At 71.6% G+C, this 14,610-nt stretch carries 15 protein-coding genes; 7 read left to right on the plus strand and 8 right to left on the minus strand.

From position 1 onward, the window contains the following. The first annotated feature begins 297 nt into the window (after positions 1 to 297). Genes pdhA through NDAS_RS23730 form a run of 3 tightly spaced genes read left to right on the plus strand, consistent with a single transcriptional unit; the run spans position 298 to position 3,759 of the window. Positions 298 to 1,407: a pyruvate dehydrogenase (acetyl-transferring) E1 component subunit alpha gene (gene pdhA, locus NDAS_RS23720; RefSeq protein ID WP_041552975.1), complete on the plus strand. Its 1,110-nt coding sequence runs from the start codon at positions 298 to 300 to the stop codon at positions 1,405 to 1,407. A 13-nt stretch (positions 1,408 to 1,420) separates the two neighbouring features. Further along, positions 1,421 to 2,434, plus strand: a complete 1,014-nt coding sequence (locus tag NDAS_RS23725; RefSeq protein ID WP_013155796.1) for an alpha-ketoacid dehydrogenase subunit beta — start codon at positions 1,421 to 1,423, stop codon at positions 2,432 to 2,434. Positions 2,435 to 2,448: 14 nt separating this feature from the next. Then, entirely contained in the window at positions 2,449 to 3,759 is a 1,311-nt protein-coding gene (locus tag NDAS_RS23730) for a dihydrolipoamide acetyltransferase family protein (RefSeq protein ID WP_013155797.1), read from the plus strand. A gap of 484 nt (positions 3,760 to 4,243) precedes the next feature. Here the strand turns inward: NDAS_RS23730 and NDAS_RS28245 are convergent, their stop codons facing one another. Next, the gene (locus NDAS_RS28245; protein ID WP_013155798.1) at positions 4,244 to 4,417 is read right to left on the minus strand and encodes a hypothetical protein; all 174 of its coding nucleotides are present in this window, start codon (positions 4,415 to 4,417) and stop codon (positions 4,244 to 4,246) included. A 286-nt stretch (positions 4,418 to 4,703) separates the two neighbouring features. On the opposite strand from NDAS_RS28245, the gene NDAS_RS23735 reads away from it, so the two are divergent. Next, complete coding sequence (locus NDAS_RS23735; RefSeq protein WP_041552977.1) at positions 4,704 to 5,483, plus strand: cupin domain-containing protein; 780 nt, start codon at positions 4,704 to 4,706, stop codon at positions 5,481 to 5,483. A 2-nt stretch (positions 5,484 to 5,485) separates the two neighbouring features. On the opposite strand, the gene NDAS_RS23740 is transcribed toward NDAS_RS23735, so the two are convergent. Together NDAS_RS23740 and NDAS_RS23745 are read right to left on the minus strand one after the other, a co-directional pair. Continuing rightward, a complete protein-coding gene (locus tag NDAS_RS23740) occupies positions 5,486 to 6,133 on the minus strand; it encodes a hypothetical protein (protein WP_013155800.1) in 648 nt (215 codons plus the stop codon). 194 nt (positions 6,134 to 6,327) lie between these two features. Beyond that, a complete protein-coding gene (locus tag NDAS_RS23745) occupies positions 6,328 to 6,675 on the minus strand; it encodes a PLD nuclease N-terminal domain-containing protein (protein ID WP_013155801.1) in 348 nt (115 codons plus the stop codon). Between the two features lie 364 nt (positions 6,676 to 7,039). Here NDAS_RS23745 and NDAS_RS23750 point away from each other — a divergent pair, with 364 nt between their 5' ends. Continuing rightward, positions 7,040 to 7,783, plus strand: coding sequence for a GntR family transcriptional regulator (locus tag NDAS_RS23750; RefSeq protein ID WP_013155802.1), 744 nt, complete (start codon positions 7,040 to 7,042; stop codon positions 7,781 to 7,783). A gap of 213 nt (positions 7,784 to 7,996) precedes the next feature. Here NDAS_RS23750 and NDAS_RS23755 read toward each other — a convergent pair whose 3' ends face one another. The 4 genes from NDAS_RS23755 to NDAS_RS23770 form a co-directional block, all read right to left on the minus strand. Then, complete coding sequence (locus tag NDAS_RS23755) at positions 7,997 to 9,058, minus strand: aspartate-semialdehyde dehydrogenase (protein ID WP_013155803.1); 1,062 nt, start codon at positions 9,056 to 9,058, stop codon at positions 7,997 to 7,999. Further along, on the minus strand, positions 9,055 to 10,326 hold the full coding sequence (locus NDAS_RS23760) for an aspartate kinase (protein WP_013155804.1): 1,272 nt from the start codon (positions 10,324 to 10,326) through the stop codon (positions 9,055 to 9,057). Before NDAS_RS23760 ends, NDAS_RS23755 begins: the two co-directional genes overlap by 4 nt. A 202-nt stretch (positions 10,327 to 10,528) precedes the next feature. Next, positions 10,529 to 11,128 (minus strand): recombination mediator RecR, encoded by a 600-nt coding sequence (gene recR, locus NDAS_RS23765; protein ID WP_013155805.1) that lies wholly within the window; start codon positions 11,126 to 11,128, stop codon positions 10,529 to 10,531. Between the two features lie 241 nt (positions 11,129 to 11,369). Beyond that, the gene (locus tag NDAS_RS23770) at positions 11,370 to 11,717 is read right to left on the minus strand and encodes a YbaB/EbfC family nucleoid-associated protein (RefSeq protein ID WP_017562872.1); all 348 of its coding nucleotides are present in this window, start codon (positions 11,715 to 11,717) and stop codon (positions 11,370 to 11,372) included. A gap of 419 nt (positions 11,718 to 12,136) precedes the next feature. Here NDAS_RS23770 and NDAS_RS23775 point away from each other — a divergent pair, with 419 nt between their 5' ends. Next, positions 12,137 to 13,402, plus strand: a complete 1,266-nt coding sequence (locus NDAS_RS23775) for a methyltransferase domain-containing protein (RefSeq protein ID WP_041552980.1) — start codon at positions 12,137 to 12,139, stop codon at positions 13,400 to 13,402. A gap of 194 nt (positions 13,403 to 13,596) precedes the next feature. On the opposite strand, the gene NDAS_RS23780 is transcribed toward NDAS_RS23775, so the two are convergent. Beyond that, on the minus strand, positions 13,597 to 13,812 hold the full coding sequence (locus NDAS_RS23780) for a DUF6243 family protein (RefSeq protein ID WP_013155808.1): 216 nt from the start codon (positions 13,810 to 13,812) through the stop codon (positions 13,597 to 13,599). Between the two features lie 118 nt (positions 13,813 to 13,930). On the opposite strand from NDAS_RS23780, the gene NDAS_RS23785 reads away from it, so the two are divergent. Beyond that, the gene (locus tag NDAS_RS23785) at positions 13,931 to 14,557 is read left to right on the plus strand and encodes a TetR/AcrR family transcriptional regulator (RefSeq protein ID WP_013155809.1); all 627 of its coding nucleotides are present in this window, start codon (positions 13,931 to 13,933) and stop codon (positions 14,555 to 14,557) included. The last annotated feature ends 53 nt before the right edge of the window (positions 14,558 to 14,610 follow it).

Genomic DNA, 14,610 nt, shown 5'->3' on the forward strand with positions numbered 1-14,610 from the left:
GTGCGACCGGCACCGCCGCGCCGGGCCACGGACGCATACGCCGGTGCAGACCGGGAAGCAATGCGGCAGGGGTTCTGCGGACAACTGCACACGAGACCCCACCAGCGCTTCGTGTCCGGGGGAGGACGAGCCACCTCCCCCGGGACGCGCCCCGCAACAGCCACAGAGCGCCGCCACCGCATGAGCCGGGTGGCTGCGCACGCCACGGTCGCACCCGACAGCGCGGCCACGGCGGGCCTGGCACCCCGGTCCACAGACCCGGGGCCCCAGGCCTTCTCGTACGTAGAAAGGCACACCATGGCTGACACGGCCAAGCCGAAGGGCCGCCCCGCCAGGTCCTCAGGGACCCGGCGGCGCACCACCCGCAAGGACACCTCCCCCGGCCTCGCTGACGAGAAGCCCGACACCCTGCTCGACTACTACCGCCAGATGCTGTTCATCCGGCGGTTCGAGGAGCGCACGGCCCAGGCCTACACCCAGGCCAGGATCGGCGGCTACTGTCACCTCAACCTCGGCGAGGAGGCCACGGTCGTCGGCCTGATGACCGCCCTCCAGGAGCGCGACTACCTGTTCACGAACTACCGTGACCACGGGTACGCGATCGGCAAGGGCATGGACCCCAAGCGGGTCATGGCCGAGCTCTACGGGCGCGTCGACGGCGTGTCCAAGGGCTGGGGCGGCTCGATGCACATGTACGACACCGAGACCCGCATGCTCGGCGGCTACGGCATCGTCGGCGGTCAGCTGCCGCTGGCCGCCGGCGCCGCGCTGGCCGTCTCCTACCGGGGCGGCGACGAGGTCGTCATGTGCCAGATGGGCGACGGCACCACCAACATCGGCGCCTGGCACGAGACGCTCAACATCGCCAAGCTGTGGAACCTGCCGATCGTCTTCGTGGTGATCAACAACTTCACCGGCATGGGCACCACGGTCGAGATGTCCTCCGCCGAGCCCGAGCTGTACAAGCGCGGCTCCGCCTTCCGCATCGAGGGCGAGCGCGTGGACGGCCGCGACGTGCTCGCGGTCCGCGACACCGCGTCCAGGCTCATCGAGCGCGCCCGCAAGGAGCAGACCCCGTTCCTGCTGGAGGCGTGGAGCTACCGGATGAAGGGCCACTCCGTGGTCGACCCGGCCAAGTACCGCACCGACGAGCAGAAGGACGAGGCGCGGTCGGAGGAGAACGACCCGATCGCCCTGTTCGAGGCCAGGCTCACCGAGGAGGGCCTCCTCACCGACGAGCTGCGCGAGGAGATCGCCGCCTCCGTCAAGGCCGAGGTGACCGAGGCCGCGGACTTCGCCGAGAACAGCCCGCACCCGGAGGTCTCCACCCTCTTCGACTACACCTACGCCACCCCGGTGCCCAACGAGTCCACCCGCATGCCCGCCGACCCGGTGTTCGCGGAGTAGGGAAGGAACCCACATGTCTGTGATCACTTACCGCCAGGCTCTGCGGGACACCCTTCGCGCCGAGATGGTCCGCGACGAGAACGTCCTCGTCATGGGCGAGGAGATCGGCGTCTTCGAGGGCTCCTACAAGATCACCGAGGGCCTGCTCAAGGAGTTCGGCCCGCGCAGGGTCAAGGACACCCCGATCGCCGAGGAGGGCTTCGTCGGCGCCGCCGTCGGCGCGGCCATGCTGGGCCTGCGCCCGGTCGTCGAGCTGATGACGATCAACTTCTCGCTGATCGCCATCGACCAGATCATCAACCACGCCGCCAAGATCTACGGCATGTTCGGCGGACAGACGAGCGTGCCCATGGTCATCCGCACGCCCGGCGGCGGCGGCCAGCAGCTCGGCGCCACGCACTCGCAGAACATCGAGCTGTTCTACTCGTTCATCCCCGGCCTGAAGGTGCTCGCTCCCAGCACCCCGGCCGAGGCCTCGCAGATGCTGCGCGCGGCGATCCGAGACGACGACCCGGTCCTGTTCCTGGAGAACCTGGGCCTGTACAACTCCAAGGGCGAGGTCCCCGACGACTACGCCGAGCCGGAGAACGACACCGTCGCCACGATCGGCCGCGCCAAGGTCACCCGCGAGGGCAGCGACATCACCCTCATCGGTTACTCCCGGATGGCCATGGTCGCGACCCAGGTCGCCGAGAAGCTGGCCGAGGAGGACATCGACGTCGAGGTCGTCGACCTGCGCAGCCTGCGCCCGCTGGACCGCCAGACCTTCGTGGACTCGGTCAAGAAGACCGGCTCCGCTGTGATCTGCGAGGACGACTGGCTGACCTACGGGATCGGCGCGGAGATCGCCGCCTCGATCCAGGAGGGCGCCTTCGACTACCTCGACGCCCCGGTCCGCCGGGTGGCGATGGCGGAGGTCCCCATGCCCTACGCCAAGCCGCTGGAGACGGCGGCCCTGCCGTCGGTCGAGTCGATCAGCACCGCCATCAAGGAGACCCTGAGCGCCGTCGGCAAACGGGTCGGGTAGAGGGAGTTTCAAGCATGAGCGAGATCCAGATGCCGCGCCTCTCCGACACCATGGAGGAAGGCGTCATCAGCACGTGGGTCAAGAACGTGGGCGACAAGGTCGCCTCCGGTGACGTCCTGGTCGAGATCGAGACCGACAAGGCCGTCATGGAGTACGAGGCCTACGAGGACGGCTACCTGGTCAAGCAGTCCGTCTCCGAGGGCGAGACGGTGCCGATCGGCGCGGTCATCGGCGTGATCGCCGACTCCCCGGACGCGGTACCCGAGGACTCCGGCGACGGCGGCTCGGAGCCCGAGGCCGCGCCCGCCGAGGAGGAGCAGGGCGAGAAGGCGGAGGAGATCCAGGAGGCCGCCGAGGGCACCGAGGCCGAGAGCGCCGGGGAGTCCGCCGCCTCCTCCGGCGATGGGGCCGCGCGCCCGCGCACCTCCCCGCTGGCCCGGCGTCTGGCCAAGGAGTACGGCCTGGACATCAACAGGATCCAGGGGTCGGGCCCCAAGGGCCGGATCGTGCGCGCCGACATCGAGGCCGCCCGGGAAGGCGGTGCCGCCGAGCAGGCCGCACCCGCCGCGCAGCCCAAGGAGGAGGCCAAGCCCGCCGCGGAGAAGGCGGCGACCGCTCCCGCCTTCGACGACGGCCGCGCCTCCGAGGAGCTCAAGGTCAGCAACGTGCGCAAGGTGATCGCGCGCCGCCTGACCGAGAGCAAGCAGACGGTGCCGCACTTCTACCTGCGCCGCACGATCGACGCCGAGGCGCTCAAGGCCTTCCGCGCGCAGATCAACGAGCAGCTGTCCAGCACGGGCGTGAAGGTCAGCTTCAACGACCTGATCGTCAAGGCCAGCGCGACGGCGCTGAAGCTGCACCCGGCGGTGAACACCTCGTGGGTGGACGACAAGCTGCTCCAGCACCACCGGGTCAACGTCGGCGTGGCCGTGGCCGTGGACGCCGGGCTCGTGGTGCCGGTGCTGCACGACACCGACAAGGCGACGCTGTCGGAGATCTCCACGCGCACGCGCGAGCTGGCGGGCAAGGCCCGTGACGGCAAGCTCAAGCCGCAGGAGATGAGCGGCGGCACGTTCAGCGTGTCCAACCTGGGCATGTTCGGCGTGGACAGCTTCTCCGCGGTGATCAACCCGCCGGAGGCGGCCATCCTCGCGGTCGGCGCGATGCGCCAGGAGCCGGTGGTCGTGGACGGCGAGGTCGTCGTGCGCAACCGGATCTCCCTGGAGCTGTCGGTGGACCACCGCGCGGTGGACGGCGCCGTGGGCGCCGCGTTCCTCAAGGACCTCGCGGAGATCCTGGAAGAGCCGATGCGGATCATCCTGTAGCGTCCGGCGCTCGGTACACGCGACGCCCCGGCCGGGAACGGCCGGGGCGTCCGTCGTTCCCGGACCCGTGCGTCCGGCCCGTCGTTTCCGGGCGGGCGCGGCGGATTCTGTCCACAGCCTGTGGACAAGTGGACGCGAGGACAAGCGGACACGAGGACATGCCGACGAGTCGACACGGCGACGAACCGACAGGGTGACAGAGTGTCAGGGCGGCACCCCCATCTCTGCGACACCGGCGGCCCCGGCGTGGCGGCCATCGCTGTCCACAGCCTGTGGACAGCCGGACGGGCGAGCGGGCGGGCGAACGGGCGAGAGGACACGTCACCAGGGCGGCATGGCGAAGACCTGGCCGAGAAGGGACCCGCCCGCGACGGCCGCGCCGTAGGACGGCACCCGCCGGCCGGACTGGCGGAACCGTCCACGCAAGCGACGGCCCCTGGGTCCGCCGAGCACCTCCCGCATGCGCGGGTCGCGGTGACGGCGGTCATCGGAGGTCCTCACTGCCGCACAGGGCCACCGTCTCGACCAGTTCGCCGCCGAACCCGGCCAGGTCGGTGCGCACGTCGGCTCGGGCGGCGGACGTCCGGGAGAGGGTCCCGGGGAAGGTCCGGGCCCTCCACCGGGGAACGGTGGGCGACGCCTGCGGCACAATGGACATGTCGACAGCTCGCTTTCTGGTCGTTCGCTGGTCGGTTGTCGGCCTGCTCTGGGGGTGTGAGTGCACCCGCCAGGGCCTTTTCGTTCGTCCGCCCCCAGCGGGCGGCGTGCTGGGCGGCCGGGCCCGGGGACGGAGCCGCCCTCACCCGGAGCCAGCGCCACACCTCACCGCACTTCCTCCAGGCAGCGGAGACGACGGCGGACCTGTGATCCGCCCGTTCGCGCGCTTCGTCCACAGCCTGTGGACAACGGGACCGCTTCGCCCCGACTGGTATACGGTCGGCCTCATGCCCCACGTGCTGCACATGACCGAACTCGAACGCTGGGCCTCCGGCAGCGGTGACGTCGAGGCCGACTCCCTGCGCACGCAGGGGTTCGTGCACGCCTCGCCGGACGAACCCACCCTGCTCGCGGTGGCCAACGCCTTCTACACCGGCGCCTCCGAACAGCTGGTCGCCCTCGTCGTGGACACCGACGCGGTCGGCTGCGAGGTGCGCTGGGAGGCCGCCGAGCCCGCCCCGCCGCCGGGCACGGGGGACGACGTCCTCTTCCCGCACGTGTACGGGCCGATCCCCCGAGCAGCCGTGACGGGCGTGCGCTACCTGCGCCGCGACCCCTCGGGCCGCTACACCGGCGCCGAGGAGCGGCCCGCCACGGCCGAGGCGCTGAACCTGCTGCCGCACCCCGAGGGCGGCTGGTACCGGCAGACCTGGCACAGCGGCGTCACCGTGCACCCGGAGGGCTACCCGGGACCGCGGTCCACCGCCACCGGCATCCACTTCCTGCTCGGCCCCGGGGAGGAGTCGCGCTGGCACCGGGTGCGCTCCGACGAGGTGTGGGTGTTCAACCGGGGCGGGCCCCTGGTGCTGGAGTACGGCGGCACGGGAGGGGCGCCCGAGCCCGACGGACAGGTGACCCTGGGCTCGGGGATCGAGCGGGGAGAACGCCTCCAGGCGGTGGTCCCGGCCGGTACCTGGCAGGCCGCCCGCCCGCTGGGCGGCGGGGAGGCGCTGGTCAGCTGCTTCGTCTCCCCCGGTTTCGACTTCGCCGACTTCGAGGCGGTCTGACCTCACCCGACCCTCTCGCGGACGCGGTCGGCGAGGTCCCCGTCGCGCGCGATCCGGGCCAGCCCGGCCGCCAGGCGCGCGACCTCGTCGCCCTCCACGAGCTTGGCGAGCTTGCCGCCGTCCTCCGGCAGTCCGACCTTCTTGGCCCCGCCCAGCACGTACTTGTCGGTGTAGGGCCGCAGCCAGGGCCACACCGCCTGGACCTCCCGGCAGAACATCACGGCGCCCGTCGGCCCGATGCCGGAGAACTCCCGGACCATCGCCTCCACCCGGCTCGCCCGGTGCTCGGAGCGCTCCCCGAGTCTGCGCAGGTCGCCCTGGTACTCCTCGCGCACCCGGTCGACGCACTCGCCCAGCCGGGTGGCGGTGCTCTCGTCGTAGCGCACGTAGTGCCCGCGCCCCAGCGCGTCCACGCGGTCCTGCCAGCTGAGCGAGGCCATACCGTCGGGGGTCGTGCCGCCCGCCTCGTTGAGCTCACGGGCGGCGGCGATCGCGATCCGCGCCGAGATGCGCGCGGACAGCAGGTTGACCAGCACCAGCAGCTGCCACAGCGCTGAGGGTCTGTCCGCCATCCGGAGCCCGGCCTCGGCGGCGAGGGTCGTCCCCGCCTCGTCCACCACGGCGCGGGCGACGTCGGCGTTCCTGGCCATCTCCCGGTCCCCTTCCAGGTGTGGTCGGATGCGTCCTGGTACAGGGCTGATACCCGGCCGGAGGGCGCTGACGCGGTTGTCCACAGGGCTGTGTACAACCCTTCCCTCCCGGCGCCGGACACGGGAGAGCCCCGGATCCGGGTCCCATCCCGGTTCCGGGGCTCCCCTCCCCGCCGCGGCGCCCGGCGCCGGGCTCAGGCGTGGCTCAGTCCGTTGCGGTGGGGCGGCGCGTCGCTGTGCTGGCCGACGCTGGTCGGGATCGTGTGGCGCGCCTTCCCCTTGTCGATGCCGAGGAAGCGGTTGAGGTGGCCCTTGCGGCCCACCACGAACCAGGCGATCGCCCCGAACAGCGGGAACCAGAGGATGAAGATGACCCACAGCAGCTTGCCGCCCGCGGAGGTGTCGCGGTCGACCAGCGCCGAGATGACCGCGGCGAGGAGCAGGACCAGCAGCGCCAGGCCCACGAGCGCCAGGACCACTCCGAAGATCCCGCTCATCCAGGTGACGGCCGTGTCCGCGCGGTCCGCGAGGTTCGTGATCATGGTCTCCCCCAACAAGGCACACTCCCTATTGTTACGCAGAGTAACCTTTTGAGCGGGGGATCCCGTGGCGCTTCCGGTTTTCGGGCGTTTCCACTACGCAAGGACCGGATTCCGTTTCCGTGGTGACTTTCCGAACTCACGTCACTACTTTCAGGTAATTCCACCTGTCAGGCCCTCGCGCTGCTTTACTGGGAACCATGGGCGAGCTTCGGCGATCTGGCAGGTTCACTCCCCTTCTCCCTCCCGGGTCCCCCACCGCAGACGGTGGCGGCCCCGGCACCCGCGACCACGGCGTCCCCGTCCCCCTGGCCAAGCGCAGAGACCAACGGGCGACGGGAGGCCGCACGGCCGAGGCCCGGTGACCGTGGGCAGGCAACCCAGGTACCTCTGGCTGGCGGAACAGCTGCGCGGGCCGATACTGAGCGGAGAACTGCCGCCCGGCACGCGTCTGCCCTCCCGGACCCGGCTGGCGCGCTCCTACCGGGTCAGCGAGCAGATCTCCCGCACCGCGCTCCGACTCCTGGTCACCGAGGGCCTGGTCGAGTCCAGGCCCGGCTCCGGGTACTACGTGCGCACCGTCCCCGAACTCTTCCGGATCTGCCGGACCGACTCCTCCTCCGGCTCCGGCCTGGGGCGGCTCAGCCGCGAGTCGATCGGCACCGAGCAGGAGCAGTGCGCGCCGCCGCTGAGCCTGCGGCTGCGGCTGCGCGAGGGGGAACCGGTGTACCGCACCACCTCACGCGGGCTGTCCTCGGAACTGCCCATCACCCTGCACCGGTCCTGGGAGCCCGCGTCCCTTACGGCGGGCACCCTGCGCACCCCCTTCGACAGCTCGCCCGGCAGCGGACTGCTCGAACGGCTCAGCGCGGCGGGCCACCCGGTGGACCGGGTGGTGGAGGAGGTGGGCGTCCGCGCGCTGCGCGACTCCGAGGCCTCCCTGCTCGGGTCGGCGCCGGGGATACCCGTGCTGGTGGTGGAGCGCACCCATTTCAGCGGCAACCGGCCGGTGGAGACCTCCGACCTCATCGGCTCGTCCGAGCAGTGTCGACTCCTCTACAAACTGACACTGGCCCGGCCCCGCCGCGTCGGCGACCCGCGGCGGTACTGACCCGGGCCCGCGCGGGTGCGGCGCTCCGGGACGGGCACCCGGGCGCCGCCCCCGGGCACGCGTGAGGGCGGCGGCCCCTCCCGGAGGAGGGGGCCGCCGCCCTCATCGCCCACCGGCCGCCGCGCCGGTACGGACACCACCGGACGCCCGCTCCGCCCAACCGTTCCCCGTCACGCGGAGTGACCGGCTGGAGTCGCCCGGCGGTGTGCGCGGTCAGGCCCGGGTGAACTCCCCGGCCACGACCTCGGCGATCTGCGCCGTGTTGAGCGCGGCGCCCTTGCGCAGGTTGTCACCGCACAGGAACAGGTCCAGCGACTTCGGGTCGTCCAGCGACTGCCGGATGCGGCCGACCCAGGTCGGGTCGGTGCCCACGACGTCGGCCGGGGTCGGGAACTCGCCGTTGGCCGGGTCGTCCTGGACCCGCACGCCCTCCGCGGAGCCGAGCAGCTCGCGGGCGGCGTCGGCGGGCACCTCCTCGGCGAAGGACGCGTGCACGACCAGCGAGTGGGTGGTGATCACGGGGACGCGGACGCAGGTGGCCGAGACGCGCAGGTCGGGCAGGCCCAGGATCTTGCGGGACTCGTTGCGGACCTTGAGCTCCTCCGAGGACCAGCCGCCGTCCTTGAGCGAACCCGCCCACGGAACGACGTTGTAGGCCAGCGGCGCCGGGAACGGCCCCAGCTCGCCGACGGCGGCGCGCACGTCGCCCGCGGTGTCGCCCAGGCTGCGGTCGGCACCGGCCTTGGCCATCTGGTCGCGCAGGGTGTCGATGCCCTCCTGGCCGGCGCCGGAGGCGGCCTGGTAGGAGGAGACCACCAGGTCGGTGACGCCGTAGGCGCGGTGCAGGGCGCCGATGGCCACGATCATCGACAGGGTGGTGCAGTTGGGGTTGCTGATGATGCCGCGCGGGCGGTTGCGGACCTGGTCCGCGTTGACCTCGGGCACCACGAGCGGGACGTCGGGGTCCATGCGGAACGCGCCGGAGTTGTCGACGGCGACCGCGCCGCGGGCGGCGGCGATCGGCGCCCACTCCTTGGACACCTCGTCGGGGACGTCGAACATGGCGACGTCCACGCCGTCGAAGACCTCGGGGGCCAGGGCCTGGACCACGACGTCCTCGCCGCGCACGCGCAGGACCTTGCCCGCGCTGCGCGGGGAGGCGACGAGGCGGATCTCGCCCCAGACGTTCTCGCGCTGGGTCAGGATGTCCAGCATCACGGTGCCGACGGCGCCGGTGGCGCCGACGACGGCGAGGGTGGGAAGACGGTTGCTCATCGGCCGGTACCTCCGTAGACGACAGCCTCGACCTGGTCGGCGTCGAGCTGGAACTCGCTGTGGGCGGCGCGGACGGCCGCGTCGATCTGGTCCTCCTCGACGATCACCGAGATGCGGATCTCCGAGGTGGAGATCATCTCGACGTTGGTGCTCGAACCGGCGATCGCGTCGAAGAAGCGGGCGGTGACACCCGGGTAGGAGCGCATGCCCGCGCCGATCAGCGACACCTTGCCGATCTTGTCGTCGTAGCGCAGGGACTCGAACCCGACCTTGTCCTGCACCTTCTTGAGCGCGGCGACGGCCTCCTTGCCGAAGTCCTTGGGGACCGTGAAGGAGATGTCGGTGCGCGAGGTGGAGACCGCCGACACGTTCTGGACGATCATGTCGATGTTGATCTCGGCGTCGGCCAGGGCCCGGAAGATCGTCGCGGCCTCGCCGACCTTGTCGGGCACGCCGACGACGGTGATCTTGGCTTCGCTCCGGTCGTGAGAGACACCGGAGATGATCGGCTGTTCCATGCCTTCGCTTTCCTCGACTTCCGGGACGACCCAGGTCCCCGGCTTCTGGCTGAAAGATGAACGGACGTGAAGGGGGATGTTGTACTGACGCGCGTACTCGACACAGCGCAGGTGCAGGATCTTGGTCCCGGACGCCGCCATCTCCAGCATCTCCTCGTAGGAGATCTGGGGGATGCGCTGGGCGCTCGGCACGATGCGCGGGTCGGCGGTGAACACACCGTCGACGTCGCTGTAGATCTCACAGGCGTCGGCCTCCAGGGCGGCGGCCAGCGCGACGGCGGTGGTGTCGGAGCCGCCCCGGCCCAGGGACGTGATGTCCTTGGTGTCCTGGGAGACGCCCTGGAACCCGGCGACGATGCAGATCGCGCCCTCGCCCACGGCCTCCTGGATCCGGCCCGGGGTCACGTCGATGATCTTGGCGTTGCCGTGCAGCGACGTGGTGATCACACCGGCCTGGGAACCGGTGAAGGACCTGGCTTCGAACCCCAGGTTCTCGATGGCCATCGCCACGAGTGCCATGGACATGCGCTCGCCCGCGGTGACCAGCATGTCCAGTTCGCGGGCCGGCGGCATCGGGCTGACCTGCTCGGCCAGGTCCAGGAGTTCGTCGGTGGTGTCGCCCATGGCCGAGACCACGACGACGACGTCATATCCCGCCTTTTTCTGAGCGACGATCCGCTGGGCTACTCGCTTGATGGCTTCCGCGTCTGCCACGGAAGACCCACCGTACTTCTGCACGATTAGGGCCACGATCGATGCTCCTGAGGAGTTGGGATCAAGACAATGAAATGGAGTGTAGCCACAGACGTCCTCGCCTAGCCCATCTGACCTGCGACGGGAGGGCGTGGCGTCTTGACACACCGGCGATGGGGCTTACCCGGTCAGGCGGAGGTTACTCGTGTTTCGCGCGGATGAACGGCGAATGTGAGTTAGAACTCCAGGGCGCGACGCGCTAGAACTCCAGGCTGCGGCGGCCCTCGAAGGCACGACCGAGGGTGACCTCGTCGGCGTACTCCAGGTCGCCGCCCACGGGCAGGCCACTGGCCAGACGGGTCACCTTCAACCCCATGGGTTTGACCAGCCGCGCCAGATAGGTCGCGGTGGCCTCCCCTTCCAGGTTGGGATCCGTGGCCAGGATCAGCTCCGTCACCTGGCCGTCGGCCAGGCGGGTCATGAGTTCCTTGATGCGCAGGTCGTCGGGGCCCACACCCTCGATGGGGCTGATGGCGCCGCCCAGGACGTGGTAGCGGCCCCGGAACTCGCGGGTGCGCTCGATGGCGACGACGTCCTTGGACTCCTCGACCACGCAGATGATGGCGGGGTCGCGGCGGACGTCGCGGCAGATGCGGCACTGGTCCTCTTCGGCGACGTTGCCGCAGACCGAGCAGAAGCGCACCTTCTCCTTGACCTCGACGAGCGCGCTGACGAGGCGTTTGACGTCGGCGTGCTCGGCGGACAGGAGGTGGAAGGCGATGCGCTGCGCGCTTTTCGGACCGACGCCGGGCAGCCGCCCGAGCTCGTCGATCAGATTCTGCACCGCGCCTTCGTACATCGCCTACCCATCAGTGACGGACCGGGTCTGTCGGGGCGGTCCGCATCCCCACCCCCCACCGTATCCGGCGCGGCGGACTCGCGCGTACGCGCGGGCCCGCCTGACCGGTTCCCGGGGCCGCTCCCCGGTTCCGGGAACGACGGCGGGAACAGCGGGAGCGGCCCCGGTGCCGGTTCGCAGACCTCCCGGTGCCGGTCCGCGGACCGGCACCGGGAGGTCCGTGCGGCTGCCGCGGGCCGGGCTAGAAACCGGGGAGGCCGGGCATGCCGCCGGGCATCCCGCCGCCGCCCAGGCCCTCGGCGAGCGGGCCCATCTTCTCCTGCTGGAGCCGCTCCACCTGCGCCTCGGCGTCGCGGATGGCCGCCAGGACCAGGTCCGCGACGGTCTGGGCGCTCTCGGCGGGATCGGCCGGGTCGATCGCCTCGGGGGCGACGGTCACGTCCTCGACCTGTCCGCGCCCACTCAGCTTGACCTTGACCAGGCCGCCGCCGGAGGTGCCCTCGACCTCGGCGTCCTCCAGCGCCTGCTGGGCCTCCACGAGCTGCTGCTGCATCTGCTGGGCCTGCTGGAGCAGGGCCTGCATGTCCATTCCGCCAGGGTTCACGGCCGTCTCCTCGCCGCACTCTTGGTGCTGGTTCTCGCTGTCGTGTCGCTGTTGCTGTGAGCGTAACCGGTCATCAGCGAACATGCGGGCGGGCCCGTCGGCGGCGGGAGGAGGCGGACCGGGCCGCCGGGACCGGGCGGTGCTGACCGGTGCGCACGCCGGGCTCCGGGAGGACCCATCCGGCCCCGCGCGGACTCCTCCGCGACGGGGCGGGGCCGCACGGCGGAGGACGCCGCGCCCGCCGGTAGGACGACTCTCCCGAAAGGGCACCTACCAGGAGCGAGAACCAAGAGTGGCGCTAACATCACTCTCGGTTGGAAAGGTGTTCTGCGGGGCACAAAAGTCCCGGTAGTGCCCTCGGGCACCACCGGTAACGCTGAGAGCCACGGGGGAGTGAGGACGTGTTGACCGCCAGAGAGCGCCACTCGGCGCTGGTCGAGGCGATGGTCGCGGACGGCACGCTGACCGACGCCGCCCTCACCGACACGTTCCGGTCGGTGCCCAGACACCGGTTCGTCCCCGAGACGGGCGCGCTGACCGCGCACGGGACCGCCCTCAACGCCAACAGCAACCCCGAGCGGTGGCTCGCGGCCGTGTACACCGACAACGCCATCGTGACCCGGGTCGAGGGCCCCGACCCGTCCGCGTACCGGGAGGCGCCCGACCCCCGGGCCCCCGGGTTCCGGGCGCCCGGCGAACAGGAGCCGGAGCCCCGGGAGCAGCGCGCCCACGACGACCGGGAGTCCGTCCCCTGGAGCCGTGGGTCGGAAGGCCCGGGCCCCGGGGAACGGGCGGAGGCGGCGACCTCGTCCGTCTCGGCGCCCCGGGTCCTGGCCCGCCTGCTGGAGCTGTCCGACCTCGCCAACGGGCAGAGGGTCCTGGAGGTGGGCACCGGCACCGGCTGGAACACCGCCCTGCTGGCGCACCGGCTCGGCGACAGCGCCGTCACGTCCGTGGAGACCGACCCGCGCCTGGCCGGGGTCGCCCGCGAGGCCCTGCGCGCCGAGGGCTACTCCCCCGCCGTCCACCTGGCCGACGGCTACTACGGCTACCCGCCCGGCGCGCCCTACGACCGGATCACCTCGACCTGCGGCGTGCGCCGTGTGCCGCCCGCGTGGGTGGAGCAGCTGCGCCCCGACGGCCTGGTGGTGTGCCCGTGGGGGCTGTTGGAGGGGGCCGGGGTGATCGCCCGCGTGGAGTGCCCCGGGGACGGCTCGGCCCGGGCGAGCTTCCACGGCGGTGTGGGGTTCGTGCCGCTGAGGACCCCCGACGCCCAGCCCCGCCCGGTACGGGACTCGGGACAGCAGCCCGACGAGTACCGGCTCACGCAGACCGACCCCGTGGCACCGCTGATGACCTTCCCGTCGGCGTTCGCGCTGTCGGTGATGGTGCCGGGCTGGCGGGTGCGGCGGCGGTGGATCGGCACAGGGTCGGGCGTGTGGGTGTTCGACCGGAGCGGCGCCTCGTGGGTGCGCGTGTACCCCTACGGCACCTCGTGGATGATCGAGCAGGGCGGACCGAGGAGCATCTGGGACGAGTTCGAGGAGGCCCTGGAGCTCTGGAAGCGTTTGGGCGCGCCCGATCCGGACCGCTTCGGACTCTCGGTGGGCGCCGACGGCACGCACCGGGTGTGGTTGGACTCACCCGACGGACACGGCTGGACGGTGTGACCGCGGCGGGGCGCGGACGCCGGGATCCGGCTCCGGGAGGCGGGCTCCGGGTGAGGACGCGGGGAGCGGATGCCGGGTGCGCACGGCGCAGGCGCACCGGCGCGTACGGCGGGACCGCGCCGGTGGCGCACCGCGAGGGATCGCGCGGGGCGCGCGGACGCCGACGGCCCTCTCGGAGGAGGGCCGCCGCGCGTTCACGCCTCGCCCTGGGCGCCTTCGGCCTTCTCGGACGCCGCGTCCGCGTCCTTGCCCTGCTTCTCGCGGAGCTTGCGCAGCAGCTCCTGCTTGCGCTCCACGGCGTCGTCGCTGGGGCCGCCACGGCCGCCGCCCTTGCCTCCGCGAAGCGCGGAGCGCGAGACGGTGTTGCGCTGTCCGCCCATGCCCAGAAGATTGTCGCTGTTCCTGCCCACGCGGACCTCCTTTCCCTCCAGGCGAGGCGAAACGCCTCGCCAAGTCGATCCGACCTCCGTAGGATATCGGCACCAAGACGATACGTCTCGTCATTTTTCAGCGGTTAACGTGGCAGGTATGGCAGAGAACACCGCACAGGGAGAGACCAGGGTCCGCCGCGGTCCCGACCCCCGACGCCGCAGCGAACGCGCGCGGCGCGCCATCGTCGACGCCGCCACCGAGCTGATGGGCGAGGTCGGCTACGCCAGGCTCACGATGGAGGCGATCGCCGCCAGGGCCAGGGTCGGCAAGCAGACCATCTACCGCTGGTGGCCGTCCAAGGCGGCCGTGGTCCTGGACGTGTTCACCGCGCTGACCGGCGGGGTCGCCGGTGAGCCCCTGCCCGACACCGGCGACCTGGCCGAGGACATGCGGACGGTGCTCCGCGCCACGGCGGACGAGTTCCGCATCCCGGAGATGGACCGGACCACGCGCGCGTTCACCGTCGAGCTCCAGCACGATCCCGCCTTCGCCGAGGTCGTCCAGGAACGCCTGCTGGGCCCGAACGCGCGGGTGTTCGAGGACCGGCTGCGCTCCGCCGTGGCGGCGGGCGAGGTGGACCCGGAGATCGACCTGCGGCTGGCCACGGAGCTGTTCCTCGGACCGTTCCACCAGCGCTGGCTGCTGCGCACCGGGCCGCTCACGCACGAGTACGTGGACGAGCTCGTGGACACGGTACTGCGCGCGCTGCGCCCCCGGGACTGACTCCGCGGACCGCCGAAACGCTCCCGCCGCGGATGGTCCCGCTCCCAGAGGCA

The sequence above is a fragment of the Nocardiopsis dassonvillei subsp. dassonvillei DSM 43111 genome (assembly GCF_000092985.1).
Lineage (GTDB): Bacteria > Actinomycetota > Actinomycetes > Streptosporangiales > Streptosporangiaceae > Nocardiopsis > Nocardiopsis dassonvillei.